Source organism: Galbitalea soli (genome assembly GCF_010686725.1).
Classification (GTDB): Bacteria; Actinomycetota; Actinomycetes; order Actinomycetales; family Microbacteriaceae; genus Galbitalea; species Galbitalea soli.
This window is the reverse complement of the sequence record NZ_JAAGWZ010000002.1, coordinates 740659-761949: the sequence shown is the minus strand read 5'-3', so window position 1 is coordinate 761949 and position 21291 is coordinate 740659. Positions and strand designations below refer to the sequence as shown.

Here is a 21291-nt window from a genome sequence, read left to right as displayed (position 1 = left end):
GACATGCCGATCATCGACAACGCCGTCTACGTGAATGGCGAGCGCACCCGCAACCCCGACAGCCTCGAGGAGACCTACGAGGTGCTCCGCGCGCGTCACGGCATCGCCTGGATCGGCATGTATCGACCGACGCCCACCGAGGTGCAATCGGTGGCGACCGAGTTCAGCCTGCACCACCTCGCGGTGGAGGACACCCTCAACGGCCACCAGCGACCCAAGCTCGAGCGCTACGGCGACACCCAGTTCATCGTGCTGCGCCCCGCCCGCTACCTGGAGGCGTCGGAGGAGGTGGAGTTCGGCGAGGTGCACATGTTCGTCGGCCCCGACTTCGCGATCACGATCCGGCACGCCGAGTCGCCCGACCTCGGCCGCGTGCGCAAGCGCCTGGAGGCCAATCCCGGTCTGCTCGCGCTCGGTACCTACGCGATCATGTACGCGGTGCTCGACCAGGTGGTCGACGAGTACGCCCCCGTGATGTCGGGCCTCGAGAACGACATCGACGAGATCGAGGACCAGCTGTTCAACGAGGATCCGAACGTCTCCCGCCGCATCTACGACCTCTCGCGGGAGGTCATCGCGTTCCAGCGCGCCACCCAGCCGCTCGAGGGCATGCTCGAGACCCTGCGCGAGTACGTCGGTGCCGACAACGAGCTCATGATCGAGCTCCGACGCGACCTGCGCGACGTGCAGGACCACGTCATCCACATCGTCGAGCGCGTCGACGGCTTCCGGGTGCTCCTGCAGAACGCGCTCATGGTGCACTCCACGCTCGTGGCGCAGCGACAGAACGACGAGGTGAAGTCGCTCACGGAGGCGAGCCTGCGCCAGGCCGACCAGGCGAAGCGCATCTCGTCGTGGGCGGCCATCCTGTTCGCCCCGACGCTCGTCGCGGGGATCTACGGCATGAACTTCAAGGTCATCCCCGAGCTGCACTGGACCTACGGCTACCCCTATGCGCTGGGGCTCATGGTCGTGCTCGGTGTCGCCCTGTACGCGGCGTTCAAGCGTCGCGGCTGGTTGTAGGGCGGCTCACCAGCCCCAGGTGCCCGCCGCGCCCTTGAACGGGCCGACGATGTCGGCGGTGATCCAGCCGCCGTAGAAGTCGCCCTCCTGCGCCGTCACCGTCTCGCCGTCGACGGTGCACCGGTCCATCGCCGAGGGGTACACGGCGACCCGACCGGCGAGCAGCTCGAAGCCGGGGCGCGGCGCGGGATAGAACCAGGCGGCCCGTGGTGCACTGCCGACCGAGAGATAGCGTGCCTCGCCCTTGAACTCGCAGACGCTGGAGCCGGGAGCGGGCTGAAGCACCCCGCTCGCGAAGGCCTCCCGCGGCAGGTAGTAGACGGGCGGATGGCTCGTCTCGAGCACGCGCACGGCATCGCTGGTGTCGGCGATCACGCGGCCTCCGAGCTCGATCACGATGCGCTTCGCGGTGCGCTCGACGCGGGGCGGCCGGGGGTAGTCCCACACGGACTCCTGGCCGGGGCCGGGGATGACGGGCTTCGGAGTGCTCCTGCTCATGCGCCCACGCTACGCCCGGGTGCTGGGCGGCGGCCGCGAGCGCGAAGGGCTACTCGGTGACGAAGTCGATGAGCTGCTCGACCCGACCGAGCAGCACGGGTTCGAGGTCGGCGTAGCTGTCGACGCGGGAGAGGATCTGCTTCCACGCGCGCGCGATGTCGGCCTGATCGGCGTGCGGCCAGCCGAGCGCCGCGCAGATGCCGTGCTTCCACTCGACGCCCCGCGGGATCACCGGCCACTCCTGCAGCCCCAGGCGCGACGGCTTGACCGCCTGCCAGATATCGATGAACGGATGACCGACCACGAGCACCGCGTCCCCGTGCGGCCCGTGCGTCACCGCGTCGGCGATGCGGCTCTCCTTCGATCCCGGCACGAGGTGGTCGACGAGAACGCCGATGCGCCGCCCCGGCCCCGGGGCGAAGTCGCGCACGATCGTGGCGAGGTCATCCACGCCCTCCAGGTACTCGACCACGACGCCCTCCACCCGGAGGTCGGCGCCCCAGACCCGCTCGACGAGTTCCGCGTCGTGACGCCCCTCGACGAAGATGCGGCTGGCGCGCGCGATTCGGGCCCGGTGCTGCTCGACGGCGAAGGACCCGGAGGCGGTGCGCGCGGGGGTGGACGGCTTCGTGGGGGCGGGCAGCTTGAGCGCGACCGGCTCTCCGTCGAGCAGAAAGCCGGGGCCGATCGGGAAGAGACGGATCGCGCCGCGCCGATCCTCGAGCCGGATGAGACGTCCCTCGTAGCCGACCACGGCGCCGACGTAGCCGGTGGCGACCTCCTCCACGACGAGGTCGCGTTCGGCCTCCACCACGCGCGGCTGCACGCGGGGAGCGCGCCGTCCGAAGTCGGCCAGGACGTCGCTGCCGTAGGGGTCGTCGATCACCCGTCCACGGTATCCGCGCGGCGGCGCGGGGAGCGCCAGCGCGGCCGCGAACGCGCGCGTGTCGCCGCGATCGGCCGCGCGCCCGGCCGATCCCGCGCGCGCCGCAGCCGCCCGCACGCCGCGCCGTCCGGCCGCGCACCGTCCGGACCGAGCAGTTTCGGAGAAGTGCCGCGCACGGCTCCCTCCCTACGATGGGCTCATGGCAACCACGAAGAAGACATCCTCAGGCCCCGGTTTCTCGGCGGAGGAGAAGGCAGCGATGAAGCAGCGCGCCGCCGAGCTCAAGCTCGCGGCGACCCGGGAGGCGGGAGCGCAGGCCCTGGCCGACGCGATCGCGGGTATGACGGGACTCGATCAGGTGCTCGCGCAGCAGCTCGACGAGATCATCATGGCCGCCGTCCCCGAGTTCGCGAAGAAGACCTACTACGGCTTCCCCGCCTACGTGCGCAATGACAAGACGATCCTGTTCTTCAAGCCCGCGGCGAAGTTCAAGGAGCGCTACGCGACCCTGACCTTCGAGTCGGTCGCGACGCTCGACGACGGCACCATGTGGCCGGTCGCCTACGCGGTGACCGCGCCGCTCACCGCCGAGCAGGCGGCCACGGTGACCGAGCTCGTGCGCAAGGCGGCGGGCTAACCCCGCGCGAGCGCGCGCCCCATGATCGCCGAGATCAGGGCCTCAGTCGGCTCGGCCGGGGCGGCCGGATGCGCGAGCAGGGTGAAATCGACATCGCCGAGGGCCGGCAATGCGAAGCGGTTGGTGACCTTCACGAGGTCTTCGGGGATGAGGCTCTGCGGGAAGACGGCGATGCCGAGACCCGCGCGCACCGCCGCGAGCAGACCGTTGACCTCGCGCGAGTTGCAGGTGATGCGCCAGGTTCGACCCGCCGCCTCGAGCGCGTCGATCGCGATCTGACGGCTCACGCTCGGCGCCTGATAGGTGACGACGGGCACGGGCTCCCCCGGCTCGATGACCGTCTTCTCGTGCCCGACCCAGACCATGCTGTCGCGGCTCACGCGCACCCCGCCCGACTCCTCGTCGGGGTTCTCCTTCACGAAGATGAGGTCGAGCTGGCCCGCGCGCAGTCGGCGATAGAGGGCGCCGGTCTGCGTCACGGTCAGTTCGAGGTTGATCTGCGGGTACAGCTGCCGGAAGTGCCGGAGGATCCGCGGCAGCTGGGTGATGGCGAGGTCGTCGCCGGCGCCGAAGCGCAGCCTCCCCCGCATGGCCGATCCGCTGAAGTAGCTGACGGCGGCCTGGTGCGCGGCGAGGATGGTGCGCGCGAATCCCGCCATCGCGTCGCCGTTGTCGGTGAGCCGCACATCCCGCGTGTCGCGGGAGACGAGCGTGCGGCCCGCGGCCTCCTCGAGTTTGCGCACGTGCTGGCTCACGGTCGGCTGGCTCAGCCCCAGCTGCACCCCCGCGCCCGTGAAGCTGCGGGTCTCCGCGACGGCGAGGAAGGTCCTGAGCAACACGGGATCGAACATCCGGCTCCTATTGCAGATCGCAATGACAGATATAGCTTCAATTTAGTCGCTGAATGATGGATGCGCGAGTACGGTCGAATGAGACGCCCCGCCCCATACGTAACCGACTCGCATCCATCGCACCAGGACTCTCGTGACCTCCGCACCGCTCCAGGCATCACCACCCACCGAACCCATGCCGGTCATCACCGGCCGCATCCCCTGGAGCGAGAGCCTCAGCTCGCTCCGGGTGCACAACTTCCGGCTGTTCACGCTCTCCAACATCGTTGCGATGTCGGGCACCTGGATGCAGCGCATCGCGCAGGACTGGCTGGTGCTGCAGCTCTCCGGCAGCGTCGCCGCGGTCGGCGTGACGGTCGCGATGCAGTTCACCCCGATGCTCCTCTTCGGGCTCTACGGCGGACTCATCGTCGACCGCTACTCCAAGCGCATGCTGCTCATGATGACGCAATCGATCGCGGGAGTTCTCGCCACGCTGCTCGCCGTCCTCGCGCTCACCGGCACGGTTCAGGTCTGGCACGTCTACGCGATCGCCTTCGTCGTGGGCCTCGTGACCGTCGTCGACAACCCCACCCGGCAGGTCTTCGTCAACGAACTCGTCGGGCCGCGCAACCTGCGCAACGCGATCAGCGTCAACTCCTCGGTGTTCCAGCTGGGCGGCCTCATCGGCCCGGCGATCGCGGGCGCGCTGCTCGTCGCGGTCGGCGCCGGCTGGGCCTTCGCGATCAACGCCGCCACCTGCGCGCTCACGGTCGCGACGCTCGGGATGCTCCGCACGGCGAGCCTCGTGCGCAGCGCCGCCGTGCCGCGCAGCAAGGGGCAGCTGCGCCAGGGCCTCGCCTACGCGCTGCGCAAGCCGACCATCCTGTGGTCGGTCGTGATGGTCGCGGTGCTGTCGGTGTTCGCGCTCAGCATGCCGGTCATCCTCGCCGCCTACGCGAACGACGTCTTCGGCGTGGGCGCGGCCGGGTACGGCCTGTTCAACACGCTCGTCGCCGCGGGCGCGTTCACCGGCGCCGTGCTCTCGACCCGGCGCACCCGCGTGCGACTGCGCACGGTCGTCGCCATGGGCGGGCTGTGGGGCGCGCTGCAGGCGGTCGCCGGGCTCATGCCGGGCGAGGGCGGCTTCGCGGTCACCCTCGTCGCACTCGGGGTCGCGAACCTGCTCTTCATCACCGCCGCGAACTCGCTCGTGCAGATGTCATCGAATCTCGGAATCCGCGGTCGCGTCATGTCGCTCTACGTGCTCGTGCTGCTCGGCGGGCAGGCGATCGGCGGTCCGCTCATGGGGTGGATCGTGGAGCGCTGGGGACCGCACATCGGCATGATCGTCTCCGGGGCCGTGCCAGCGCTCACCGCCCTCGTGATCGGTGTCGTGCTCGCGCGTCGGCACCAGCTCGCCCTCAGCGTGCGGCTCGACCGGCGCCTGCCGCGCGTCGCGATCGTGCCGCGCTGACGCCGCGCCCCGCTGCCGCCGCACCCGCGCACCCGCGCACCCCGGCACCGCCGGCAGCCACCGCACCCCGGCATCGCCGCACCCGCGCCGCGATCAGGCGGGCGGCAGCAGGATTCCGACGGTGACGAGCTCGCGCAGGGTCGGAACGAGCTCGGCGAGCAGGGCGTCGGGGCTCAGCGGGGCATCCGGCGACCCCAGCAGCTCGGCGATCGCCGCGCAGATGGCGGCCACACTCAACTCGCCGTCGCTCGCACCGACGACCGCGGCGAGCGCCGTGTCGAGGGGGTAGCTGCGCGCGAATCCGCCGCCCTGGTGCAGGTTCATGACCGCGGGATGCTCGTCGCCCGGCCAGTAGTGGCGCTCCTCGGTCACGTCGGCTGCGACCGTGAGCGCGGCCCGCGCGAACTCCGCGTCGTCGCGGGCCGCCTGCCAATCGTGCGCGGCGAGGGTCGCCGCGATGTGCGGGCCGAGAGCGCCGCCACCCGACTCGACGTGCTCGAACCGGCGCAGCACGCCGGCGCCCGGGAGCGGCCGCCGCACGGTCACGTAGCCGAAACCCACCGCCGAGACCCCGCGCGCGGCGAAGTCGTCGAGCCAGGCCTCCGCGAGGCGGTCGAAATCGGGCCCCGGTCGGGTGCCCCCGTCGCGGATCCAGGTCTCCGTGTACAGCTCGACCGGCTGCACCTCGCGCTCGACCACCCAGGCGTCGAGCGGGTGACCCTCCGCCGCCCGCGCCTCGAGCCAGCCCTCCACCCGCGCGAGACCGCCCGCGCCGGCCCGGTACTCCCAGTTGCCGAGCAGCTGGCCCACGCCGCCGGGCGCGAGGTGGGTCGACATACCCTCGATCACCGCCGCGACTATCGCGTCGCCCACGAGTCCGCCGTCCCGGTACTCGTAGGCGGGCACGCCCTCCGCGCGCGGGGTGATGACGAAGGGCGGATTCGAGACGATGTGGTCGAAGGTCTCCCCCGCGACCGGCTCGAACAGGCTGCCATGCCGGAACTCGATGGTGCTCACGCCGTTGAGCGCCGCGTTGAGGCGCGCGAAGCGGAGGGCGCGCTCGGAGATGTCCGTGGCGATGACCCGGCCCGAGTGACGGGAGGCGTGCAGCGCCTGGATCCCACAGCCCGTGCCGAGGTCGAGCGTGAGGCGCGAGGAGCGGTCGACCATGAGCCCCGCGAGGGTGAGCGAGGCGCCGCCCACCCCGAGCACGTGGTCCTCGCCGAGCGGGCCGCCGACGGCGACCTCTCCGAGGTCGCTCGCGATCCACCACTCGGCCGCGCCCCACGCATCGGTGAAGCTGTAGGGCCGCAGGTCGGCGGTCGGGATGACCGTGCCGCCGTCTGCGCGCACGAGACCGAGCTGCTGCACCCCCGCGACCCCCGCGGCCGGCAGCGCGCGCTCCAGGCGGGCGGCGTCAGCGGGCAGGCCGAGCACGAAGGTTCGGGCGAGGGTGGCGGCGCGGTCATCCGCCCCCGCCGGGAGGGCGTCGAGGGCGCGACGGGCGGGAACCCGGTGGCCGCGGTGCAGTGCCGCATCCGCCTCCTCGCCCCACAGGGCGCGCAGTCCGGCCACGGTGTAGCCGGCGTCGCCCAGGTCGCGGGCGAGGAGGGCGGGCAGCGCGTCGGCGGTCATCCTGCCATTCAAGCGCACGCGCCCCGGTGACGTGCGCGGCGGGCGACGCGGGGTCGCGTCTACTCTGGAGCTATGACGATGAGGCACATTCGACTCGGCAACAGCGGTCTCGAGGTCTCGGCGGTGATCCTCGGCTGCATGAGCTACGGCGATCCGACCCGGGGCGCACACGCCTGGAGCGTGGGGCTCGACGAGAGCAGGCCGTTCTTCCGACAGGCGATCGAGGCGGGAATCACCACCTTCGACACCGCCAACGTCTACTCCCTCGGCTCGAGCGAGGAAATTACCGGAACGCTGCTCGCCGAGTTCGCCCCGCGCGAGGACGTGGTCATCGCCACCAAGGTGCACAGCACCATGCGGCCCGGCCCGAACGGCCGCGGACTCTCGCGCGCCGCGATCATGCACGAGATCGACGCGAGCCTGCGCCGCCTCCGCACCGACTACGTCGACCTGTACCAGATCCACCGCTTCGACCCGCAGGTGCCCGTCGAGGAGACCATGGAGGCGCTGCACGATGTCGTGAAGGCCGGCAAGGCGCGGTACCTGGGCGCGTCATCCATGTACGCCTGGCAGTTCGCGAGCATGCAGCACGCGGCCGACCTCGGCGGCTGGACCCGCTTCGTGTCGATGCAGGACCAGTACAACCTCATCTACCGCGAGGAGGAGCGCGAGATGCACCCGTACTGTCTCGCGACCGGTGTGGGCGTGATCCCGTGGAGCCCGCTCGCGCGCGGAACCCTCACCCGACCGTGGGGCGAGACGACCGGCCGCACCGCCACCGACCTGTTCGGGCAGACGCTGTACCACCAGACCGAGGAGTCCGACCGCCGGATCGTGGATGCCGTCGCCACCGTCGCCGAGGCTCGCGGAGTGCCGCGCGCTCAGGTGGCGCTCGCGTGGGTGGCGCAGCAGGACGCCGTCACCGCCCCGATCGTCGGGGCGACCAAACCGCACCACATCGTCGACGCGGTCGCCGCGGTCGAACTCGAACTGAGCGCCGAGGAGCTGGCGCTGCTCGCCGAGCACTACGTCCCGCACGCCGCCGAGGGGTTCTGAGCTCGCGCCCACCGCGGGCGCCCGATCCCCGCCCGACCCCACGGGCACCCACCCCCACCCCGCCGACCCCGAGGAGAACCGAGGCATGCAGCCGCTGACCGCCGACGAGATCCGCGCCTCCATGGTGAACGTCACCGCCGACGACATCGCCCGGATGCCGCTGCCGGGCCTGCACGAGACCGTGTGGGAGGAGCGCGAGTACCTGGGCTGGCGCGACCCCACCTTCGCGCAGCGCGGGTACATCGTCTACTGGCGGGAGGGCAAGCCCTTCGGCATGGTGCTCCGGTCCGCGAGCTCGACCATGTCGCGCGGGATCTCCGCGATGTGCTCGCTCTGCCGCACCCACCAGCCGGGCAGCCAGGTGAGTCTGTTCACGGTGCCCAAGGCCGGTCAGGCGGGCCGAGACGGCAACACGATCGGAACGTACATCTGCTCCGACCTCGCCTGCTCGACGATCATCCGGATCATCCCGGCGCCCTCAGACATGCAGCCGAACCCCTCCGGCCTGGTGGAGACGCGCTCGTCGGGACTGCTGCGTCGTCTCGACAGCTTCACGAGCGAGCTGATCAAACCGGCCGCGTAGGGCCCGGCGCGGGGCGGTCGGTCGTCGCGCGCGGCAGCCGCCGTGCCGCGGGGCGCAGCGGCCCGGCACTCAGCGGTCCGCCACTCAGCGGCCCGGCGCTCAGCGGCCCGCCACTCAAAGACCCGGCACTCAGCGGTCGGTGCGCTTCAGGATGTGGAACGGGATCGCGAGGGAGATGATGATCGCCGCGAGGCCCGCCAGGAACACGATCGCCTCGGCGCTGCCCGTCTCGAACGAGAAGCCGAACAGCGCGATCCCGCCGACGAAGAAGAGGAACGCGATGATGAAGGCGAAGACGTTCATGATGTCCTGACTGCTCGGAGACTGTGCTCCCTCATTCTCCACCAGTTGCGGGCGTGCCCTCCACCCGGCGCACGGCGACCGCGCGGTCCACTCCCCACGCCCCCCGAAAGTGGAATACTTTCACGCCGGTAGCCCTGTGAGACTGGGGTATCTGGCGCTTCGGGGGAAGCGGCGGACGGGGGAACCGAGGAACACATGACGATCGCATCGTCTGACAGCGCCGGTTCGCGACGGGAGCTGGTACTCGCCGAGGGGCGCGAGCACGCGGTACTGGTCGCGCGGCAGGCTGCGGCGCGCGCTGCGCTCGCGCCCACCGAGCGCGACGTCATCACGGCCCTGTCTCCGCTCACCGCCGTGGGCTTCACCGTCCTTCCCGTCTCCTCGGGGGGCAGCGCTGATCTCGTCGTGGTCGGGCCGAGCGGCGTGTTCATCGTCGACACGAACTCCTGGGCCGACCTCGCGATCGAGAACCGCCGCATCCTGCGCCACGGCGTCGACGTGACCGCCGATCTCGACGCACTCGCCGATCTGGCCTTCGCTGCAGAGGCGGCGCTCGCCGAGATCGGGCTCGCGCCGGGCGAGATCCACCCACTCGTCGTCCTGGCCGGTGCCCACGGAATTCGCGCCCGCATCGGCGTCGTCGAACTCGTGGGCGAGCAGGAGGCGATCGCCTACATCCTGGGCCATGGCACGCGGCTGACACCCGAGCAGGTCGACGCGGTGCTCACGGCGAGCCTCGACTTCTTCGAGCGCTCCGACGACGACCACCTCGCGCAGGGCGACCGCGCCCCCGAGCAGTCCACCATCGACGAACTCGACACGATCCCCCTGCTCTCCAACGCGGAGGTCTCCTACCAATTGCAGACCGGCCTCGCCGCCTCGCGCATCGAACCGTGGATGTCCTTCCTCACGCCCGAGCAGGCCCGCCTCGCCCGGCGCAGCTTCGACGGCCCCTCCCGCATCCGGGGCGCGGCCGGCACCGGAAAGACGGTCACCGCGCTGCACCGAGCGGCGCACCTCGCGCGCACGCAGCCGGGCATCGTGCTCGTGACCTCGTATGTGAGCACACTGCCGGCCGTGCTGGCCTCGCAGCTCGAGCGCATGGCGCCGGAGATCCGCCACCGCGTCGAGTTCATGGGCACGCACGCGTTCGCGAAGCGCCTGCTGTCGGATCGCGGAATCCGCTGCAACCTTCAGCCCGCCATCGCCGACGCCGAGTTCGAGGTCGCGTGGCGGACGGTCGGCCGGCCCGGGCTCCTCGGCACCCTGAGCGAGAAGTACGGGTACTGGGACGACGAGATCGAGAAGGTCATCAAGGGCCGGGGCATCGAGACCTTCGACCAGTACGCGAGTCTGTCCCGGGTGGGTCGCTCTCGTGCCCTCTCCAGTCAGGAGCGGGCGGCGGTCTGGGAGCTCTACCTCGCGTATCAGAAGCGCATGGAGGCGCGGGGGGCGCACGATCAGGCCGACCTCATCCGCCTCGCGGAGCGCTCGCTGCGCGACGAACCGCTCACGCGCTACGCGGCGGTCATCGCCGATGAGGCACAGGATCTCTCGGCCGAGATGGTGCGCATGCTGCACCACCTCGTGGGGGACGCCCCCGATGGACTCACGCTCGTCGGCGACGCGCAGCAGTCGATCTATCCGGGCGGCTACCGGCTGGAGGAGCTGGGCATCTCGGTGGCGGGCCGCAGCGTCTCCCTCAGCCGCAATGTGGGCACCGCGCCGCAGATCACGCGCTACGCCGAGCAGCTGGTCGCCGACGACGTCGTCGACGACATGGAGGGCGGGCACCTGGTACCCGAGCCGGCGGAACCCTCCGTCGCCCCCGGAGTGCCGCCGCTCGTCGTGCGCTTCAGCAATCGCGCAGCCCACGACGCCGAGCTCCCCCGGCGGGTGCGCGAGATCGTGTCGAGCGGGAGCGCGCGCCTCGGCGACATCGGAGTGGTCGCGCCCTCGACCTTCGCCGTGCGGTCGGCAATGGCGGCGCTGCAGAAGGCGAACATCCCGATCGTGGAACTCTCGCGCTTCGACGGCCGACCCGTCGACGCCGTGAAGGTCGGCACGGTGTCGCGCGCGAAGGGACTCCACTTCGAGCAGGTGCTGCTCGTACAGGTGCCGACGGCGCTCATCCCCGACCCGGCGACCGTGCAGGAACCCGTGGTCGACCCGACGCGTCGCTCGCTGCGGGCCGCCGAGGCCGCCCCCCGTGGGCGTCGAGGCGCAGCGCGCGCCGCCGCGGCGAACGCCGCGACCCGCCCGGCTGCCCGGGCCGCCCGGGAGGAGTCGATCCTGCTGGCCCGCGAGCTCTACGCCGCTGCGACCCGCGCCCGGTCGGGACTGTGGATCGGCACGATTCCCTGACGCCGGGTCTCGTCGGCTACCGCCGGCGGCGCCGCCGACCAGCGATCGGGATGGCCAGCGCCCGCCACCCGACGAGGAAGACGCCCAGCACGATCGTCGCCACGATCACGAAACCGAGCTGGATGCCCTGCCCGCTGACGACGCGCAGCAGCATCCCCACGACGACCGTCGCGACCCAGATCCCGACGCCGGTGGGCCACACCCGGAGCGGGGAGCGCCACGCCCTCATGACGAGGTGACCCGCGACGAGGCCGACGAGGAACGGCCAGAGCGTGACGAGCGTGCCGGGCAGCGTGATCGCCTCGTGGTGACTCGACCTCCCGATGAGCACGAACACGAGAACGAGGACGACGTCGATCGCCTGCGCGACGCGCAGGGAGGTGCGGAGCTGGGCCATGCCCCCCAGCCTAGGAGGCGGGCTGGGCGAGATAGCGGTAGCTCGCGCCCTTGTGCTCCTCCGGCAGTCGGTCGCCCCGACCGTGCAGCTTCTGACGCAGTGTCCCTTCGACGTACTCCTCCGGGTAGACGCCGCGCTTGCGCAGCTCGGGGATCACGAACTCCACGACGTCTTCGAAGGTTCCGGGCGTGATGGCGTAGGCCAGATTGAAGCCGTCGACGTCGGTCTCCTCGACCCACTCCTGCAACTGGTCGGCGATCTGCGCGCCCGAGCCGACGATGAACGGGCCGAGCCCGCCGATCGCGCCGTGGCGGCCGATGTCGCCCACGGTCCAGTCGCCGCCGTCCGCGGCCGAGGCCTGGAAGTTGGTCACGACGGACTGGATGGCGTTGCTCTTCACGTTGCCGACGGGCTCGTCGAGCTCGTACTCCGAGAGGTCGACGCCCATCCAGCCCGACATGAAGACGAGCGCGCCCTCCTCGCTCGCGTAGGAGAGGTAGTCCTCGTACTTCGCCTGCGCCTTCTCGGGGGTCTCGTCGGTGATGATCGTGAGGAGCGTGTAGATCTTCGCGGCGTAGCGGTCGCGGCCCGCCGCCTCGATCGCGTCGCGGATCTTCTTCACCGTGGCCTTCAGCACCTCCTTGGTCGGGGCGGCGACGAAGATCGCCTCGGCGTTGCCCGCGGCGAAGGCGATTCCGCGACCCGAGGCACCCGCCTGGTAGATCACGGGCGTTCGCTGCGGCGACGGCTCGGAGATGTGGATGCCCGGCACGGTGAAGTGCGTGCCGTAGTGGCCGATCTCATGCACCTTCGTCGGGTCGGTGAAGACGCCCGTCTCGCGGTTGCGCTGCACCGCGTCGTCCTCCCACGAGCCCTCCCAGAGCTTGTAGAGCACCTCGAGGTACTCGTCGGCGTGGTCGTAGCGCGCGTCGTGCTCGAGCTGGTCGTCGTTGCCCATGTTGCGCGCGGCCGAGGGCAGGTAGCCCGTCACGACATTCCAGCCGACCCGGCCCTTGGTGAGGTGGTCGAGCGTCGACATCCGGCGGGCGAAGGGGTAGGGATGCTCGTAGGCGGTTCCCGCGGTCACCCCGAATCCGAGGTGCTCCGTGACGAACGCCATGGCCGAGACGAGCATGAGCGGGTCGCCGACCGGAACCTGGGCCCCGTGGCGGATCGCGGCCTCGTTCGTGCCGCCGTAGACGTCGTAGGTGCCGAGCACGTCGGCGATGAAGATGCCGTCGAAGGTGCCGCGTTCGAGGAGCTTGGCGAGCTCGGTCCAGTACGTCAGATCCTTGTACCGCCACGACTGGTCTCTCGGGTGGCGCCACAGCCCGGAGGACTGGTGGGCGACGCAGTTCATGTCGAAGGCGTTGAAGCGGATCTGTCTCGTCATTCCTCCATGGTCGCCGATCGCGACGCGCGGCCGGGGATCGCCCGTCACGCAGCGAAACAGAGCGCGGCGGCGACGGCGGCAGGATCGGGTGATGCCGAGCCGCCGCGGGTGGCGTAGTGTTCGCACTAATGAAGCCGTCCGAGCTTCCGAGGGAGGGATGCCCTATGGCAGACAAATCGCCCAAGAAGAACAGCGGCAAGACCGCAGCATCCAAGTCGCTGAAGGAGAAGCGCGCCGACAAGAAGTCCAAGGCGGCGGGCACGTCCAAGGCGAGCATCATCGGATAGGCGGCCATTGCCGTAACTTCGAAGAGCCGGACCCCATCGGGGTCCGGCTCTTTCGTTGTGTGCGCGGGGTGCGCTCCCGGCGGCGGCACCCGGCGCGGGACGCGAGCGCGGGCTACGCGAAGGCGAGCACGTGCTCCTCGTCGAGGCGGGGCAGGCGCGGGCGATAGGCATCCTCGGCCGGGTAGCCGATGTTGACCACCAGGAAGGAGCCCCACTCGCTGTCGGCGAAGAACTCACGGTCGACGCCCGCGGCGTCGAAGCCGCCCATGGGGCCCGCGGCGAAGCCGGCCGCCCGCACCGCCACGATGAAGTAGCCGGCCTGCAGCCAGGCGTTGTTGCGCGCGGTGAGCACGCGGTTCTCGAGGTTCTGCTCGAGGGAGTCCTTCATGTGGGCAAGGTGCGGAACCACCGTGGGGATGTGCTGGTGGAACGAGCCGTCGAAGGCGAGCACCGCGACGGCCGGAGCGGCCAGGGTCTTCGCCCGGTTGCCCTCGCTCATCTGCGCCACGAGTCGCTCGCGCGCCTCGGGGCTCTGAACGTAGAGCACGCGGAGTGGCTGGAAGTTGGCCTGGGTCGGCGCCCACTTGGCGAGCGACCAGATCTCGCGCAACTGTTCGTCGCTCACGGGGATGTCGGCGAACGCGTTCGCGGTGTGGGCGTCGGTGAAGAGCGCGGCGCGGGCCGACTCGTCGACGGGATCGAGCTGTGCGGAGCTGGCGAGGCTGGTCATGACTTCCAATCACGTTGTAACTATGAAAAAACAAGTAACACCGTTCACCATAGCACTTTGCTAGACTGCTGTCATGGCGATCGAGACCGAGCCCCAGCCGCGGGTGTGCGACCGGGCCTTGGTGCGCGCCTTCGAGTTCCTCGGCAAGCGCTGGAACGGCGTCATCCTCGCCACTCTCCAGACCGGAGCGTCGACGTTCTCCGAACTGCGCCGCGCGGTGGGGGGCATCAGCGACTCCGTGCTCTCGGAGCGCCTCGTCGAGCTCACGACGGCGGGCCTCATCACGCGCACCGTCGACGCCGGTCCCCCGGTCGCCGTCGCCTACACCCTCACCGACTCGGGGACCGCCCTCCTGCCGGCCCTCAACGAGCTCACCACCTGGGCCACCGAGAACCTGACGGACTGAGCGGCCCTGCGGGGGTATCCCGATCCTTCTAGGATTGACGCGTGGATCTCACCCAGTGGCTCGTCGCCGAACTCGACGACACCTCGGCCCGCCTCGACGGCCAGATCCTGAGCATCGTGCCGAGCGAGCGACAGGGCGAGCGGATGCCCGGCGGCAACTCGATCACCTGGGCCACCTACCACCTCGCTCGCCACGCCTCCCTCGCGCTCCAGGTCACCGGGTTCTATCCCCTGGAGGCCGACCCGCGTCTCGCGGAGTTCGATCCGGCGGCCACGGTTCCCGGCAGCGGACTGCAGGAGGTGGAACAGCCGTGGGCGGCGGCGCTCGACGCCGCCGAGGTCGCGGCCTTCGCGGGGTCGGTGATCACCGACGTGCGCGAGTACCTCGCCACCCTCGACGGTGCCGCACTCGACGATCGCCCGGACGTCGCGGCAGCGCTGCGCGCCGCGGGAATCGACGAGACGAGCTTCGGATGGCTGTACCGAATGTGGGATGCGCCCCTCGGCTTCCTCGTGCGCTGGCCGCTCCTCGGCCACATCACCAACCACGTCGGCGAGATGATCGGCACCCGCAATCAGATGGGTCTCAGCCCCTTCCGGTGATGTTCGCCCTCAGAGGACGCCCCTGACGAAATGTCGGGGGAATACGCAAGACTGAGAATGCGCTGATGACGGTGCGCCTCTCGCGCACCGCCGGCGTCCCCTCACCCGTACGCCCCTGATCGATGGGATCCCTCATGGCCGACACCGCACTCACCGATCCCCGGGCCGACGCGGAGGCGACGGCCGGCCAGCCCACCTCGATGGGCGCGCGCAATCGCCTGGTCCTCACCCTGCTGCTCGTCTCCACCTTCGTCGTGTTCCTCAACGAGACGATCATGGGCGTCGCGGTGCCCCGTCTCATGGCCGATCTGAGCATTCCGGCGAGCACCGCGCAGTGGCTCACGGCCGCGTTCCTGCTCACCTGCGCGGTGGTCATCCCGATCACCGGCTACCTGCTTCAGCGCTTCAACACCAGGCCGGTCTTCATCGCCGCCATGTCGCTGTTCACCGTGGGCACCCTGATCGCCGCGATCGCACCGGGGTTCTCGGTGCTCCTCATCGCCCGCATCGTGCAGGCGAGCGGTACCGCGATCATGCTCCCCCTGCTCATGACCTCGGCGATCACCCTCGTTCCGGAGGCCTCGCGCGGGCGGGTCATGGGCAACATCTCGATCGTCATCTCGGTCGCGCCGGCGATCGGCCCGGTCATCTCGGGCGTCATCCTGAGCGTGCTCAGCTGGCGCTGGATGTTCATCGTCGTGCTGCCCATCGCGGCCGCCGCGCTCATCGTGGGGGCCGTGCTCATGAAGAACGTGACCACGCCGCGCAAGACGCACTTCGACGTGCTCTCCGTCATCCTCTCGGCCATCGGCTTCGGGGGCGTCGTGTACGGGCTCAGCAACCTCGGCCTCCGCGACGCAGGACCCCTGCAGACCGTGCTGCCGCTCAGCGTCGGTGCCGTCGCCATCGCCGTCTTCATCCTGCGGCAGCTGTCGCTTCAGAAGCGCGATTCCGCGCTGCTCGACCTGCGCACCTTCCGCAACCGCACCTTCACCTTCTCGATCGTCATGTTCACGATCAGCATGATGGCGATGTTCGGAACCTTCGTGCTGCTGCCGATCTACATGCAGAACGCGATCCACGTCTCCTCGCTCACCACGGGGCTCCTGCTCCTGCCGGGGGGAATCATCATGGGACTGCTGGCGCCGCTCGTCGGGCGCATCTACGACCGGGTCGGGCCACGGGCACTGCTCATCAGCGGATCCACCCTCGTCAGCCTGGTGCTCTGGGGGCTCACGTTGCTCGACGAGCACTCGCCGTCGTGGTGGGTGCTGGTCGCCCATGTCTCGCTCAGCATCGGCCTCGCGCTGGTCTTCACGCCGCTCTTCACCTCGAGCCTCGGCGCCCTGACCCCCGACCTCTACTCGCACGGCAGCGCGACGGTCGGCACCGTGCAGCAGGTGGCAGGGGCGGCCGGGAGCGCCCTGTTCGTGACGATCCTCACCGCGCGCGAAGCGGTGCTGGCCGGTCAGGGGGCGAACGTCGCCGTCTCGACCGCGGGGGGCGTGCACAGCGCGTTCCTGGTCGGCGCAATCATCTCGATCGTGGCCATCCCGGTGAGCGCGCTCATCCGCCGCGCACCGCAGACCGGGGGCGCCCCTGCGCCGATGGGACACTAGTCCCCGGCGCGGGGCGCCCCCGCTCGCGGTCTACTTCTCGTCGCGCGTGAAGACGTCCTTGATGTCCTCACCGGCCTGCTTCACCGAGGCCTTGGCCTGATCGGCCTTTCCCTCGGCGACGAGGCGGTCGTTGCCGGTGACCTTGCCGACGGCCTCCTTGCCCGCGCCGACCAGCTTCTGCGCGGCGTTCTTCGCTTCGTTCTCGCTCATGGTGAGCTCCTTTCGTGACATGCCGCCCGGGTGGGGCGACCTCGTTCGCGTCCGCCGGTCAGCGGGCGCGATTCTCCCGTGCGCGGATCACGCGCACGCCCGGTACCACCTGCAGCAGCACCGGCAGTCGTGTGTCGAGGATCGCGTCGAGCGCCCCGATGGCCTCGCTCACCGCCGCGACGAGCGACGACAGATCGGCGGCGCGGCGTGCGACGACGCGGAGTGAGAGCACGGTGCGGCCGCGCATCCGGAACCCGGCCGATCCCACCGAGACCACGTCGGCGTTGTGGGCGAGCGCGTCGGCCACGAGATCCGCGGCGACCCGCGAGTCGAGGGTCAGCACCCCCGCCTCACCGGGCACGACCAGCAGCTGCGAGGTGCGGCCGCGCCCCCGCGTGACGATCCACGCCACCGAGAGCACAACGACGATCGCGGTGGCGACGCTCACGATCGCGAGCGTCGCGGGTGCCAGGGTGTCGGGCGCCGGCAGCCGCAGCGGTGCCGCGCGGCCCAGCAGCGGGAGCAGGAGCACCGCGCCGCCCGCGAGCGCCGTGAGCCCGACGACGAACAGGATGATCCGATTGACCACTCGATTGCTTCGCGTCATGATCCGACCTCTCCCTTCGAGGCTATGTCGACGACGGCGCGCACGGAGGGGCTTGCGCCGAGCTCGGCCAGCAGGCTATCGGCGCTCTCCCTGACCGCCGCGACGTCGATGGGGATTCCGCTCGTGGGCGTCAGCCGCACGCTCGCGCGGCGGCGTGACACCGAGGCGGCGACCCGGTCGGGGGCGAGGGCTGCACTGCGCCGGGCATCCCGGAGGAGGGCACCCGCGATCACAGCGTCGTCCACGACGACCGCGAGCCGATCGTGCGCGAGCGAGTGGCGTGAGCGGCGACCCGGCAGCAGCGCCAGCAGGAGAGCGACGGCCCCGAGCAGCGCCACGACCGCTCCCGCCGTCTCGGTGATCGCCGAGCCGGAGACGGCGAGGCCCAGCAGTCGACCCGGTGCGATGAGCAGCGGTGGCCGGCCGAGTGCCGCGAGAGCGCACTCGGTGCCGATCAGGGCGGCGAGCAGTGCGACGACGACGAGCGTGACGACGGTCGCGCCCGAGCGGGACCGGTGCAGCTCGCGGCGGCGGATCCGACGGTAGAGACGAGGCTCGGTCATGACACCCTTCCCGTGGAGATCGGTGTGGCGGAACGGAAACGCAGGTCGACGCGGGCGACCGCGCGGCCGGTGAGGGCCGGGACCGCGCGCGCGACGGCGGCACGGGCATCCTGACCGCGAGCGATCACCCGGACCCCTCGCTCGGCCGCCTCGCGAAGCGGGGGCGTGGCGAGGGGAGCCGTGAATTCGATCGCGAGGGAGCCGCGGAGGTCGCTGAGCGTCACCGCCACCTGCCGCGGCGGGACGCCCAGCTGCTCGGCCGCGACCGCCGACACCGCGCGCTCGAGAGCGCGCCGGGTCACGTCGATCCGGCCGGCCACGCGGGGCGCCGTCGTGGGGCGCGGGACACTGATCGCCATCAGGCGCTCCGCCTTCCGCGGACGGCGTCGAGGACGGCCGCCAGATCGAGCCGGCCGGTCACGCTCGCGCCGATCACGGCGCCGATGGCGCCGAGCACGACCGCGAGCAGGAAGCCCCAGAAGCCGAAGGCGAGGGCGACGATCGCGAGCACGACGCCCGCGATCGCCCCGATCAGCGTGCCGCTCATGAGACGCGCGACTCTTCCTGCTCGTCCTCCGACGCGATGTGCACGTCGCTCACCGTGACGTTGATCTCGGCGACCTCCATGCCGATCAGCCGCACGATGGCGTCGGAGACGGCGGAGCGCACCTCGGCGGCCACGTCGTGCAGCGGCATCGGGTACTCGACGACGATGGTGACGTCGGCGGCGACCTGGGTCTCGCCGACCTCGACCTTCACGCCCTGGGTGAGGTCGGTGCTGCCGATGGCGTCGCGGATCGCGCCGATCGCGCGGGCGGTTCCGCCACCGAGGGCGAACACGCCGGGCACCTCGCGGGCGGCGATCCCCGCCACCTTCGCGACGACCGAGTCCGCGATCGTGGTCTTGCCCGTGGACGCCGTCGTGGGCGTCGCTGACTGTGCGGTGATCGTGTCAACCATGGTGTGTCCTTTCGTAGCGGTGCCGGTGGGCACCTGACGTATCGTTGTCAGGGATGAGACGCTGCGACCGCCCACTTCGTCACGGTCGTCGTCCAACTTTTTTTTCTGATTCTTCGCGAGGGGCCGGATGACCACCCTCGGCACCGCCTCCGACGAGCTCCTCGCGGGCCGTGCCGCGGACGGCGACACGGCGGCTTTCGCCGTTCTCGCCCGACGCCACGGTCCCTACCTGCGCGCCTTCGCCATCCGGTTGACCGGCTCCTCCGCCGACGCGGACGACGCGGTGCAGGAGGCCCTCATCTCCGCCTGGCGCGCCCTTCCGGGGCTCGCCGACCGGAGCAAGGTGCGCTCCTGGCTGCTCAGCATCGTGTCGCGCAAGGCCACGGACCGCATCCGGGCCCGGCGACCGTCGGACGAGCTCGACGAGGAGCTGCCGGATTCCGACGACTCGAACTCCCCCGAGGAGCGGGCCGTGGCGCAGTCTCGGCTCGACGCGCTGGCCCGGGTTCTCGCGAGCCTCCCGGAGGGCCAGCGCCAGTGCTGGCTGCTCAAGGAGGTCGGCGGGTACTCCTACGAGGAGATCGCTGAGGAATTGGGGCTGACGGTCGCCGTGGTGAGGGGCAGACTGGCCCGAGCGAGAGTCACGGTGATCAGGGAGATGGAGGAGTGGCGATGACCGAGCGCAGTGCCGACATCGGCGGCTCCGGGTACACCCTGGACGAACTCAGTGACTACCTCGACCGCGGAATGAGCCCGGCGATTCCGGCGATCGACGACAACGCCGAGTGCCAGGCGATGCTCGCGACGCTGTCCCGCGTGGCGGGCCTCTCGCGCGAGCTCGTCTCGCGCGACGCGGCGGAGAACCCCACGATCGACGAGGGGTGGCTCGCGGGGCTGCTCTCCGCGGTCGGGCGCGAGGTGCGCGCGGGCCGCGACATCCCGTTCAGCAGCTCCGATCCCACCACGCGGCTGACCATCACGGAGGGCGCGGTCCGCGAGCTCGTGCGCGCTGCCGGCGACTCGGTCGACGGCGTCCTCGTGGGCACGGTCGCGATCGACGGCGACGTCACACAGCCGGGAGCGGAGGTCGCGGTGGCGGTCACTATCAGCATCGTGCCGCGCCGCTCGGCCCGCGAGCTCGCCGAGGCCGTCCGCGAGCGCGTCCGCTCCGAACTGCTGAAGCACACGGAGCTCGCGGTGGGCGCCATCGACGTCACGGTCGCCGACGTGCACCTGCTCCCCTCGGACGAGCCCGCGCCTGGCGCCGTCACGGGCGACGGGACGACCACGGGCCCAGCCCCACGCGACGAGGAGGAGCAGCGATGAGCGCCGATCACGACGAACTGGCTCTCCGCCTCGACGAGGTCGTGGGCGAGGTCGAGGGGGTCGAGGCGGTGTTCTCGGCCGACCCGACGATCGTGCGGTCGGTGCGCAGTCTCGCGAGCGGGCCCGAGCGCATCGCGCTCGTGCGGGTGGTCGAGGATTCGGAGGGCCTGCGCATCCTCGCGTCCGTGGGGGTGTCGGATGACCGGCAGGCGCCCCTCACCGCGCGCCGGGTCTCTGACGCGATCCGTGCTGCCGTGGGCGGTCATCCGATCGCCGAGGTGCACGTCCGCGTGGGTCGCGTCGCGCACTGAGCACCGTTCGCCCTGCGAGAACCGGTGTCGGCACACTTGGCACTCGCGTGTGCAGAGTGCTAATCTTGAGCTACTTGAGTCACTCCGACTCAACTTTGAGACCATGACCGTGTGAGCCGCCGAGGAGGCGGCCCGACGTGAAGGAGTTGATGTAAATGGCCATGATGTTCGACCCATTCCGTGAACTGGACCGCGTCGTCGGCAACCAGGGTCCGCGGCGCATGCCGATCGACCTGTTCCGTGACGGAGACCACTACGTGCTCAGCGCCGATCTGCCGGGGATCGACCCGGGCTCGGTCGACGTCGACCTCGACGGGCAGTTGCTCACCATCCGCGCCGAGCGCACCGCCGGCACGCACGAGGGCGTCAAGTGGCTCGCCCGCGAGCGCAACGCCGGATCCTTCCTGCGCCAGCTGACCCTCGGCAACGGGGTCGACCGCGACAACATCACCGCGACATACGACGCGGGCGTCCTCACGGTGACCATCCCGGTCGCCGAGAAGGCGAAGCCGCGCAAGATCGAGATCACGAGCGGCTCCACCATCACCGCCCCGCGGGTCCAGGTCCAGTCCTGATCCGCAGCGCCGG

At 70.8% G+C, this 21291-nt stretch carries 28 protein-coding genes; 14 read left to right on the top strand and 14 right to left on the bottom strand.

Going from position 1 to position 21291, the window contains the following annotated elements:
- Window positions 1–3 precede the first annotated feature (3 nt).
- A complete protein-coding gene (locus tag G3T37_RS09740; RefSeq protein ID WP_163473470.1) occupies window positions 4–1023 on the top strand; it encodes a magnesium and cobalt transport protein CorA in 1020 nt (339 codons plus the stop codon).
- A gap of 6 nt (window positions 1024–1029) precedes the next feature.
- Here the strand turns inward: G3T37_RS09740 and G3T37_RS09735 are convergent, their stop codons facing one another.
- The gene (locus G3T37_RS09735; RefSeq protein WP_163473468.1) at window positions 1030–1521 is read right to left on the bottom strand and encodes a DUF427 domain-containing protein; all 492 of its coding nucleotides are present in this window, start codon (window positions 1519–1521) and stop codon (window positions 1030–1032) included.
- A 49-nt stretch (window positions 1522–1570) separates the two neighbouring features.
- Complete coding sequence (locus G3T37_RS09730) at window positions 1571–2404, bottom strand: DUF3097 family protein (RefSeq protein WP_163473758.1); 834 nt, start codon at window positions 2402–2404, stop codon at window positions 1571–1573.
- Between the two features lie 202 nt (window positions 2405–2606).
- Here G3T37_RS09730 and G3T37_RS09725 point away from each other — a divergent pair, with 202 nt between their 5' ends.
- Window positions 2607–3044, top strand: a complete 438-nt coding sequence (locus G3T37_RS09725; RefSeq protein WP_163473467.1) for a DUF1801 domain-containing protein — start codon at window positions 2607–2609, stop codon at window positions 3042–3044.
- On the opposite strand, the gene G3T37_RS09720 is transcribed toward G3T37_RS09725, so the two are convergent.
- Entirely contained in the window at window positions 3041–3895 is an 855-nt protein-coding gene (locus G3T37_RS09720; RefSeq protein WP_163473465.1) for a LysR substrate-binding domain-containing protein, read from the bottom strand. The two genes, G3T37_RS09725 and G3T37_RS09720, sit on opposite strands and share 4 nt — an antisense overlap.
- 175 nt (window positions 3896–4070) lie before the next feature.
- On the opposite strand from G3T37_RS09720, the gene G3T37_RS09715 reads away from it, so the two are divergent.
- Window positions 4071–5351 carry an MFS transporter gene (locus tag G3T37_RS09715; RefSeq protein ID WP_163473757.1) on the top strand — a complete coding sequence of 427 codons (1281 nt, stop codon included), beginning with the start codon at window positions 4071–4073 and terminating at the stop codon, window positions 5349–5351.
- 93 nt (window positions 5352–5444) lie between these two features.
- Here G3T37_RS09715 and G3T37_RS09710 read toward each other — a convergent pair whose 3' ends face one another.
- Window positions 5445–6986 (bottom strand): DUF7059 domain-containing protein, encoded by a 1542-nt coding sequence (locus G3T37_RS09710; RefSeq protein ID WP_163473462.1) that lies wholly within the window; start codon window positions 6984–6986, stop codon window positions 5445–5447.
- 78 nt (window positions 6987–7064) lie between these two features.
- Here G3T37_RS09710 and G3T37_RS09705 point away from each other — a divergent pair, with 78 nt between their 5' ends.
- Both G3T37_RS09705 and G3T37_RS09700 read left to right on the top strand, forming a co-directional pair.
- The gene (locus tag G3T37_RS09705) at window positions 7065–8042 is read left to right on the top strand and encodes an aldo/keto reductase (RefSeq protein WP_163473755.1); all 978 of its coding nucleotides are present in this window, start codon (window positions 7065–7067) and stop codon (window positions 8040–8042) included.
- Between the two features lie 85 nt (window positions 8043–8127).
- Window positions 8128–8625 carry an FBP domain-containing protein gene (locus G3T37_RS09700; RefSeq protein WP_163473460.1) on the top strand — a complete coding sequence of 166 codons (498 nt, stop codon included), beginning with the start codon at window positions 8128–8130 and terminating at the stop codon, window positions 8623–8625.
- A 129-nt stretch (window positions 8626–8754) separates the two neighbouring features.
- On the opposite strand, the gene G3T37_RS14550 is transcribed toward G3T37_RS09700, so the two are convergent.
- Window positions 8755–8928, bottom strand: a complete 174-nt coding sequence (locus G3T37_RS14550; RefSeq protein WP_174247761.1) for a hypothetical protein — start codon at window positions 8926–8928, stop codon at window positions 8755–8757.
- 195 nt (window positions 8929–9123) lie between these two features.
- Here G3T37_RS14550 and G3T37_RS09695 point away from each other — a divergent pair, with 195 nt between their 5' ends.
- Complete coding sequence (locus G3T37_RS09695; RefSeq protein ID WP_163473459.1) at window positions 9124–11292, top strand: UvrD-helicase domain-containing protein; 2169 nt, start codon at window positions 9124–9126, stop codon at window positions 11290–11292.
- Window positions 11293–11308: 16 nt separating this feature from the next.
- On the opposite strand, the gene G3T37_RS09690 is transcribed toward G3T37_RS09695, so the two are convergent.
- Window positions 11309–11689: a DUF3054 domain-containing protein gene (locus G3T37_RS09690; protein WP_163473457.1), complete on the bottom strand. Its 381-nt coding sequence runs from the start codon at window positions 11687–11689 to the stop codon at window positions 11309–11311.
- A gap of 10 nt (window positions 11690–11699) precedes the next feature.
- On the bottom strand, window positions 11700–13082 hold the full coding sequence (locus tag G3T37_RS09685) for an LLM class flavin-dependent oxidoreductase (RefSeq protein WP_163473455.1): 1383 nt from the start codon (window positions 13080–13082) through the stop codon (window positions 11700–11702).
- Between the two features lie 164 nt (window positions 13083–13246).
- Here G3T37_RS09685 and G3T37_RS15145 point away from each other — a divergent pair, with 164 nt between their 5' ends.
- Complete coding sequence (locus G3T37_RS15145) at window positions 13247–13369, top strand: hypothetical protein (protein ID WP_277814851.1); 123 nt, start codon at window positions 13247–13249, stop codon at window positions 13367–13369.
- Between the two features lie 112 nt (window positions 13370–13481).
- Here G3T37_RS15145 and G3T37_RS09680 read toward each other — a convergent pair whose 3' ends face one another.
- Entirely contained in the window at window positions 13482–14099 is a 618-nt protein-coding gene (locus tag G3T37_RS09680) for a malonic semialdehyde reductase (protein WP_163473453.1), read from the bottom strand.
- A gap of 73 nt (window positions 14100–14172) precedes the next feature.
- Here G3T37_RS09680 and G3T37_RS09675 point away from each other — a divergent pair, with 73 nt between their 5' ends.
- From G3T37_RS09675 to G3T37_RS09665, 3 genes are all read left to right on the top strand, one after another.
- Window positions 14173–14505, top strand: a complete 333-nt coding sequence (locus G3T37_RS09675; protein ID WP_163473451.1) for a winged helix-turn-helix transcriptional regulator — start codon at window positions 14173–14175, stop codon at window positions 14503–14505.
- Window positions 14506–14546: 41 nt separating this feature from the next.
- A complete protein-coding gene (locus G3T37_RS09670; RefSeq protein ID WP_163473449.1) occupies window positions 14547–15107 on the top strand; it encodes a DinB family protein in 561 nt (186 codons plus the stop codon).
- Window positions 15108–15241: 134 nt separating this feature from the next.
- Entirely contained in the window at window positions 15242–16726 is a 1485-nt protein-coding gene (locus G3T37_RS09665) for an MDR family MFS transporter (protein WP_163473447.1), read from the top strand.
- 30 nt (window positions 16727–16756) lie between these two features.
- Here G3T37_RS09665 and G3T37_RS09660 read toward each other — a convergent pair whose 3' ends face one another.
- From G3T37_RS09660 to G3T37_RS09635, 6 genes are read right to left on the bottom strand one after another with little or no spacing between them, the layout of a single operon-like run.
- A complete protein-coding gene (locus G3T37_RS09660) occupies window positions 16757–16936 on the bottom strand; it encodes a CsbD family protein (RefSeq protein ID WP_163473445.1) in 180 nt (59 codons plus the stop codon).
- A 58-nt stretch (window positions 16937–16994) separates the two neighbouring features.
- Window positions 16995–17543, bottom strand: a complete 549-nt coding sequence (locus G3T37_RS09655) for a hypothetical protein (RefSeq protein WP_163473443.1) — start codon at window positions 17541–17543, stop codon at window positions 16995–16997.
- Window positions 17540–18106 (bottom strand): hypothetical protein, encoded by a 567-nt coding sequence (locus tag G3T37_RS09650; protein ID WP_163473441.1) that lies wholly within the window; start codon window positions 18104–18106, stop codon window positions 17540–17542. The genes G3T37_RS09655 and G3T37_RS09650 overlap by 4 nt, the downstream gene beginning before the upstream one ends.
- Complete coding sequence (locus G3T37_RS09645; RefSeq protein WP_163473440.1) at window positions 18103–18465, bottom strand: hypothetical protein; 363 nt, start codon at window positions 18463–18465, stop codon at window positions 18103–18105. The genes G3T37_RS09650 and G3T37_RS09645 overlap by 4 nt, the downstream gene beginning before the upstream one ends.
- Complete coding sequence (locus G3T37_RS09640) at window positions 18465–18653, bottom strand: DUF2273 domain-containing protein (RefSeq protein ID WP_163473438.1); 189 nt, start codon at window positions 18651–18653, stop codon at window positions 18465–18467. The genes G3T37_RS09645 and G3T37_RS09640 overlap by 1 nt, the downstream gene beginning before the upstream one ends.
- The gene (locus G3T37_RS09635) at window positions 18650–19066 is read right to left on the bottom strand and encodes an Asp23/Gls24 family envelope stress response protein (RefSeq protein ID WP_163473436.1); all 417 of its coding nucleotides are present in this window, start codon (window positions 19064–19066) and stop codon (window positions 18650–18652) included. The genes G3T37_RS09640 and G3T37_RS09635 overlap by 4 nt, the downstream gene beginning before the upstream one ends.
- A 127-nt stretch (window positions 19067–19193) precedes the next feature.
- On the opposite strand from G3T37_RS09635, the gene G3T37_RS09630 reads away from it, so the two are divergent.
- From G3T37_RS09630 to G3T37_RS09615, 4 genes are all read left to right on the top strand, one after another.
- Window positions 19194–19742: an RNA polymerase sigma factor gene (locus tag G3T37_RS09630; protein WP_163473435.1), complete on the top strand. Its 549-nt coding sequence runs from the start codon at window positions 19194–19196 to the stop codon at window positions 19740–19742.
- Complete coding sequence (locus G3T37_RS09625; protein WP_163473433.1) at window positions 19739–20392, top strand: Asp23/Gls24 family envelope stress response protein; 654 nt, start codon at window positions 19739–19741, stop codon at window positions 20390–20392. The genes G3T37_RS09630 and G3T37_RS09625 overlap by 4 nt, the downstream gene beginning before the upstream one ends.
- Entirely contained in the window at window positions 20389–20703 is a 315-nt protein-coding gene (locus tag G3T37_RS09620; RefSeq protein WP_163473432.1) for a hypothetical protein, read from the top strand. Before G3T37_RS09625 ends, G3T37_RS09620 begins: the two co-directional genes overlap by 4 nt.
- Window positions 20704–20858: 155 nt before the next feature.
- The gene (locus G3T37_RS09615) at window positions 20859–21278 is read left to right on the top strand and encodes an Hsp20/alpha crystallin family protein (protein WP_163473430.1); all 420 of its coding nucleotides are present in this window, start codon (window positions 20859–20861) and stop codon (window positions 21276–21278) included.
- The last annotated feature ends 13 nt before the right edge of the window (window positions 21279–21291 follow it).

What these genes read in the sequence shown, in the direction of transcription:
- G3T37_RS09740 (WP_163473470.1), top strand. Translation starts at nt 4, where the DNA reads ATGCCGATCATCGACAACGCCGTCTACGTGAATGGCGAGCGCACCCGC.
- G3T37_RS09735 (WP_163473468.1), bottom strand. Translation starts at nt 1,521, where the DNA reads ATGAGCAGGAGCACTCCGAAGCCCGTCATCCCCGGCCCCGGCCAGGAG.
- G3T37_RS09725 (WP_163473467.1), top strand. Translation starts at nt 2,607, where the DNA reads ATGGCAACCACGAAGAAGACATCCTCAGGCCCCGGTTTCTCGGCGGAG.
- G3T37_RS09720 (WP_163473465.1), bottom strand. Translation starts at nt 3,895, where the DNA reads ATGTTCGATCCCGTGTTGCTCAGGACCTTCCTCGCCGTCGCGGAGACC.
- G3T37_RS09715 (WP_163473757.1), top strand. Translation starts at nt 4,071, where the DNA reads ATGCCGGTCATCACCGGCCGCATCCCCTGGAGCGAGAGCCTCAGCTCG.
- G3T37_RS09710 (WP_163473462.1), bottom strand. Translation starts at nt 6,986, where the DNA reads ATGACCGCCGACGCGCTGCCCGCCCTCCTCGCCCGCGACCTGGGCGAC.
- G3T37_RS09705 (WP_163473755.1), top strand. Translation starts at nt 7,065, where the DNA reads ATGAGGCACATTCGACTCGGCAACAGCGGTCTCGAGGTCTCGGCGGTG.
- G3T37_RS09700 (WP_163473460.1), top strand. Translation starts at nt 8,128, where the DNA reads ATGCAGCCGCTGACCGCCGACGAGATCCGCGCCTCCATGGTGAACGTC.
- G3T37_RS14550 (WP_174247761.1), bottom strand. Translation starts at nt 8,928, where the DNA reads ATGAACGTCTTCGCCTTCATCATCGCGTTCCTCTTCTTCGTCGGCGGG.
- G3T37_RS09695 (WP_163473459.1), top strand. Translation starts at nt 9,124, where the DNA reads ATGACGATCGCATCGTCTGACAGCGCCGGTTCGCGACGGGAGCTGGTA.
- G3T37_RS09690 (WP_163473457.1), bottom strand. Translation starts at nt 11,689, where the DNA reads ATGGCCCAGCTCCGCACCTCCCTGCGCGTCGCGCAGGCGATCGACGTC.
- G3T37_RS09685 (WP_163473455.1), bottom strand. Translation starts at nt 13,082, where the DNA reads ATGACGAGACAGATCCGCTTCAACGCCTTCGACATGAACTGCGTCGCC.
- G3T37_RS15145 (WP_277814851.1), top strand. Translation starts at nt 13,247, where the DNA reads ATGGCAGACAAATCGCCCAAGAAGAACAGCGGCAAGACCGCAGCATCC.
- G3T37_RS09680 (WP_163473453.1), bottom strand. Translation starts at nt 14,099, where the DNA reads ATGACCAGCCTCGCCAGCTCCGCACAGCTCGATCCCGTCGACGAGTCG.
- G3T37_RS09675 (WP_163473451.1), top strand. Translation starts at nt 14,173, where the DNA reads ATGGCGATCGAGACCGAGCCCCAGCCGCGGGTGTGCGACCGGGCCTTG.
- G3T37_RS09665 (WP_163473447.1), top strand. Translation starts at nt 15,242, where the DNA reads ATGGCCGACACCGCACTCACCGATCCCCGGGCCGACGCGGAGGCGACG.
- G3T37_RS09660 (WP_163473445.1), bottom strand. Translation starts at nt 16,936, where the DNA reads ATGAGCGAGAACGAAGCGAAGAACGCCGCGCAGAAGCTGGTCGGCGCG.
- G3T37_RS09655 (WP_163473443.1), bottom strand. Translation starts at nt 17,543, where the DNA reads ATGACGCGAAGCAATCGAGTGGTCAATCGGATCATCCTGTTCGTCGTC.
- G3T37_RS09650 (WP_163473441.1), bottom strand. Translation starts at nt 18,106, where the DNA reads ATGACCGAGCCTCGTCTCTACCGTCGGATCCGCCGCCGCGAGCTGCAC.
- G3T37_RS09645 (WP_163473440.1), bottom strand. Translation starts at nt 18,465, where the DNA reads ATGGCGATCAGTGTCCCGCGCCCCACGACGGCGCCCCGCGTGGCCGGC.
- G3T37_RS09640 (WP_163473438.1), bottom strand. Translation starts at nt 18,653, where the DNA reads ATGAGCGGCACGCTGATCGGGGCGATCGCGGGCGTCGTGCTCGCGATC.
- G3T37_RS09635 (WP_163473436.1), bottom strand. Translation starts at nt 19,066, where the DNA reads ATGGTTGACACGATCACCGCACAGTCAGCGACGCCCACGACGGCGTCC.
- G3T37_RS09630 (WP_163473435.1), top strand. Translation starts at nt 19,194, where the DNA reads ATGACCACCCTCGGCACCGCCTCCGACGAGCTCCTCGCGGGCCGTGCC.
- G3T37_RS09625 (WP_163473433.1), top strand. Translation starts at nt 19,739, where the DNA reads ATGACCGAGCGCAGTGCCGACATCGGCGGCTCCGGGTACACCCTGGAC.
- G3T37_RS09620 (WP_163473432.1), top strand. Translation starts at nt 20,389, where the DNA reads ATGAGCGCCGATCACGACGAACTGGCTCTCCGCCTCGACGAGGTCGTG.
- G3T37_RS09615 (WP_163473430.1), top strand. Translation starts at nt 20,859, where the DNA reads ATGGCCATGATGTTCGACCCATTCCGTGAACTGGACCGCGTCGTCGGC.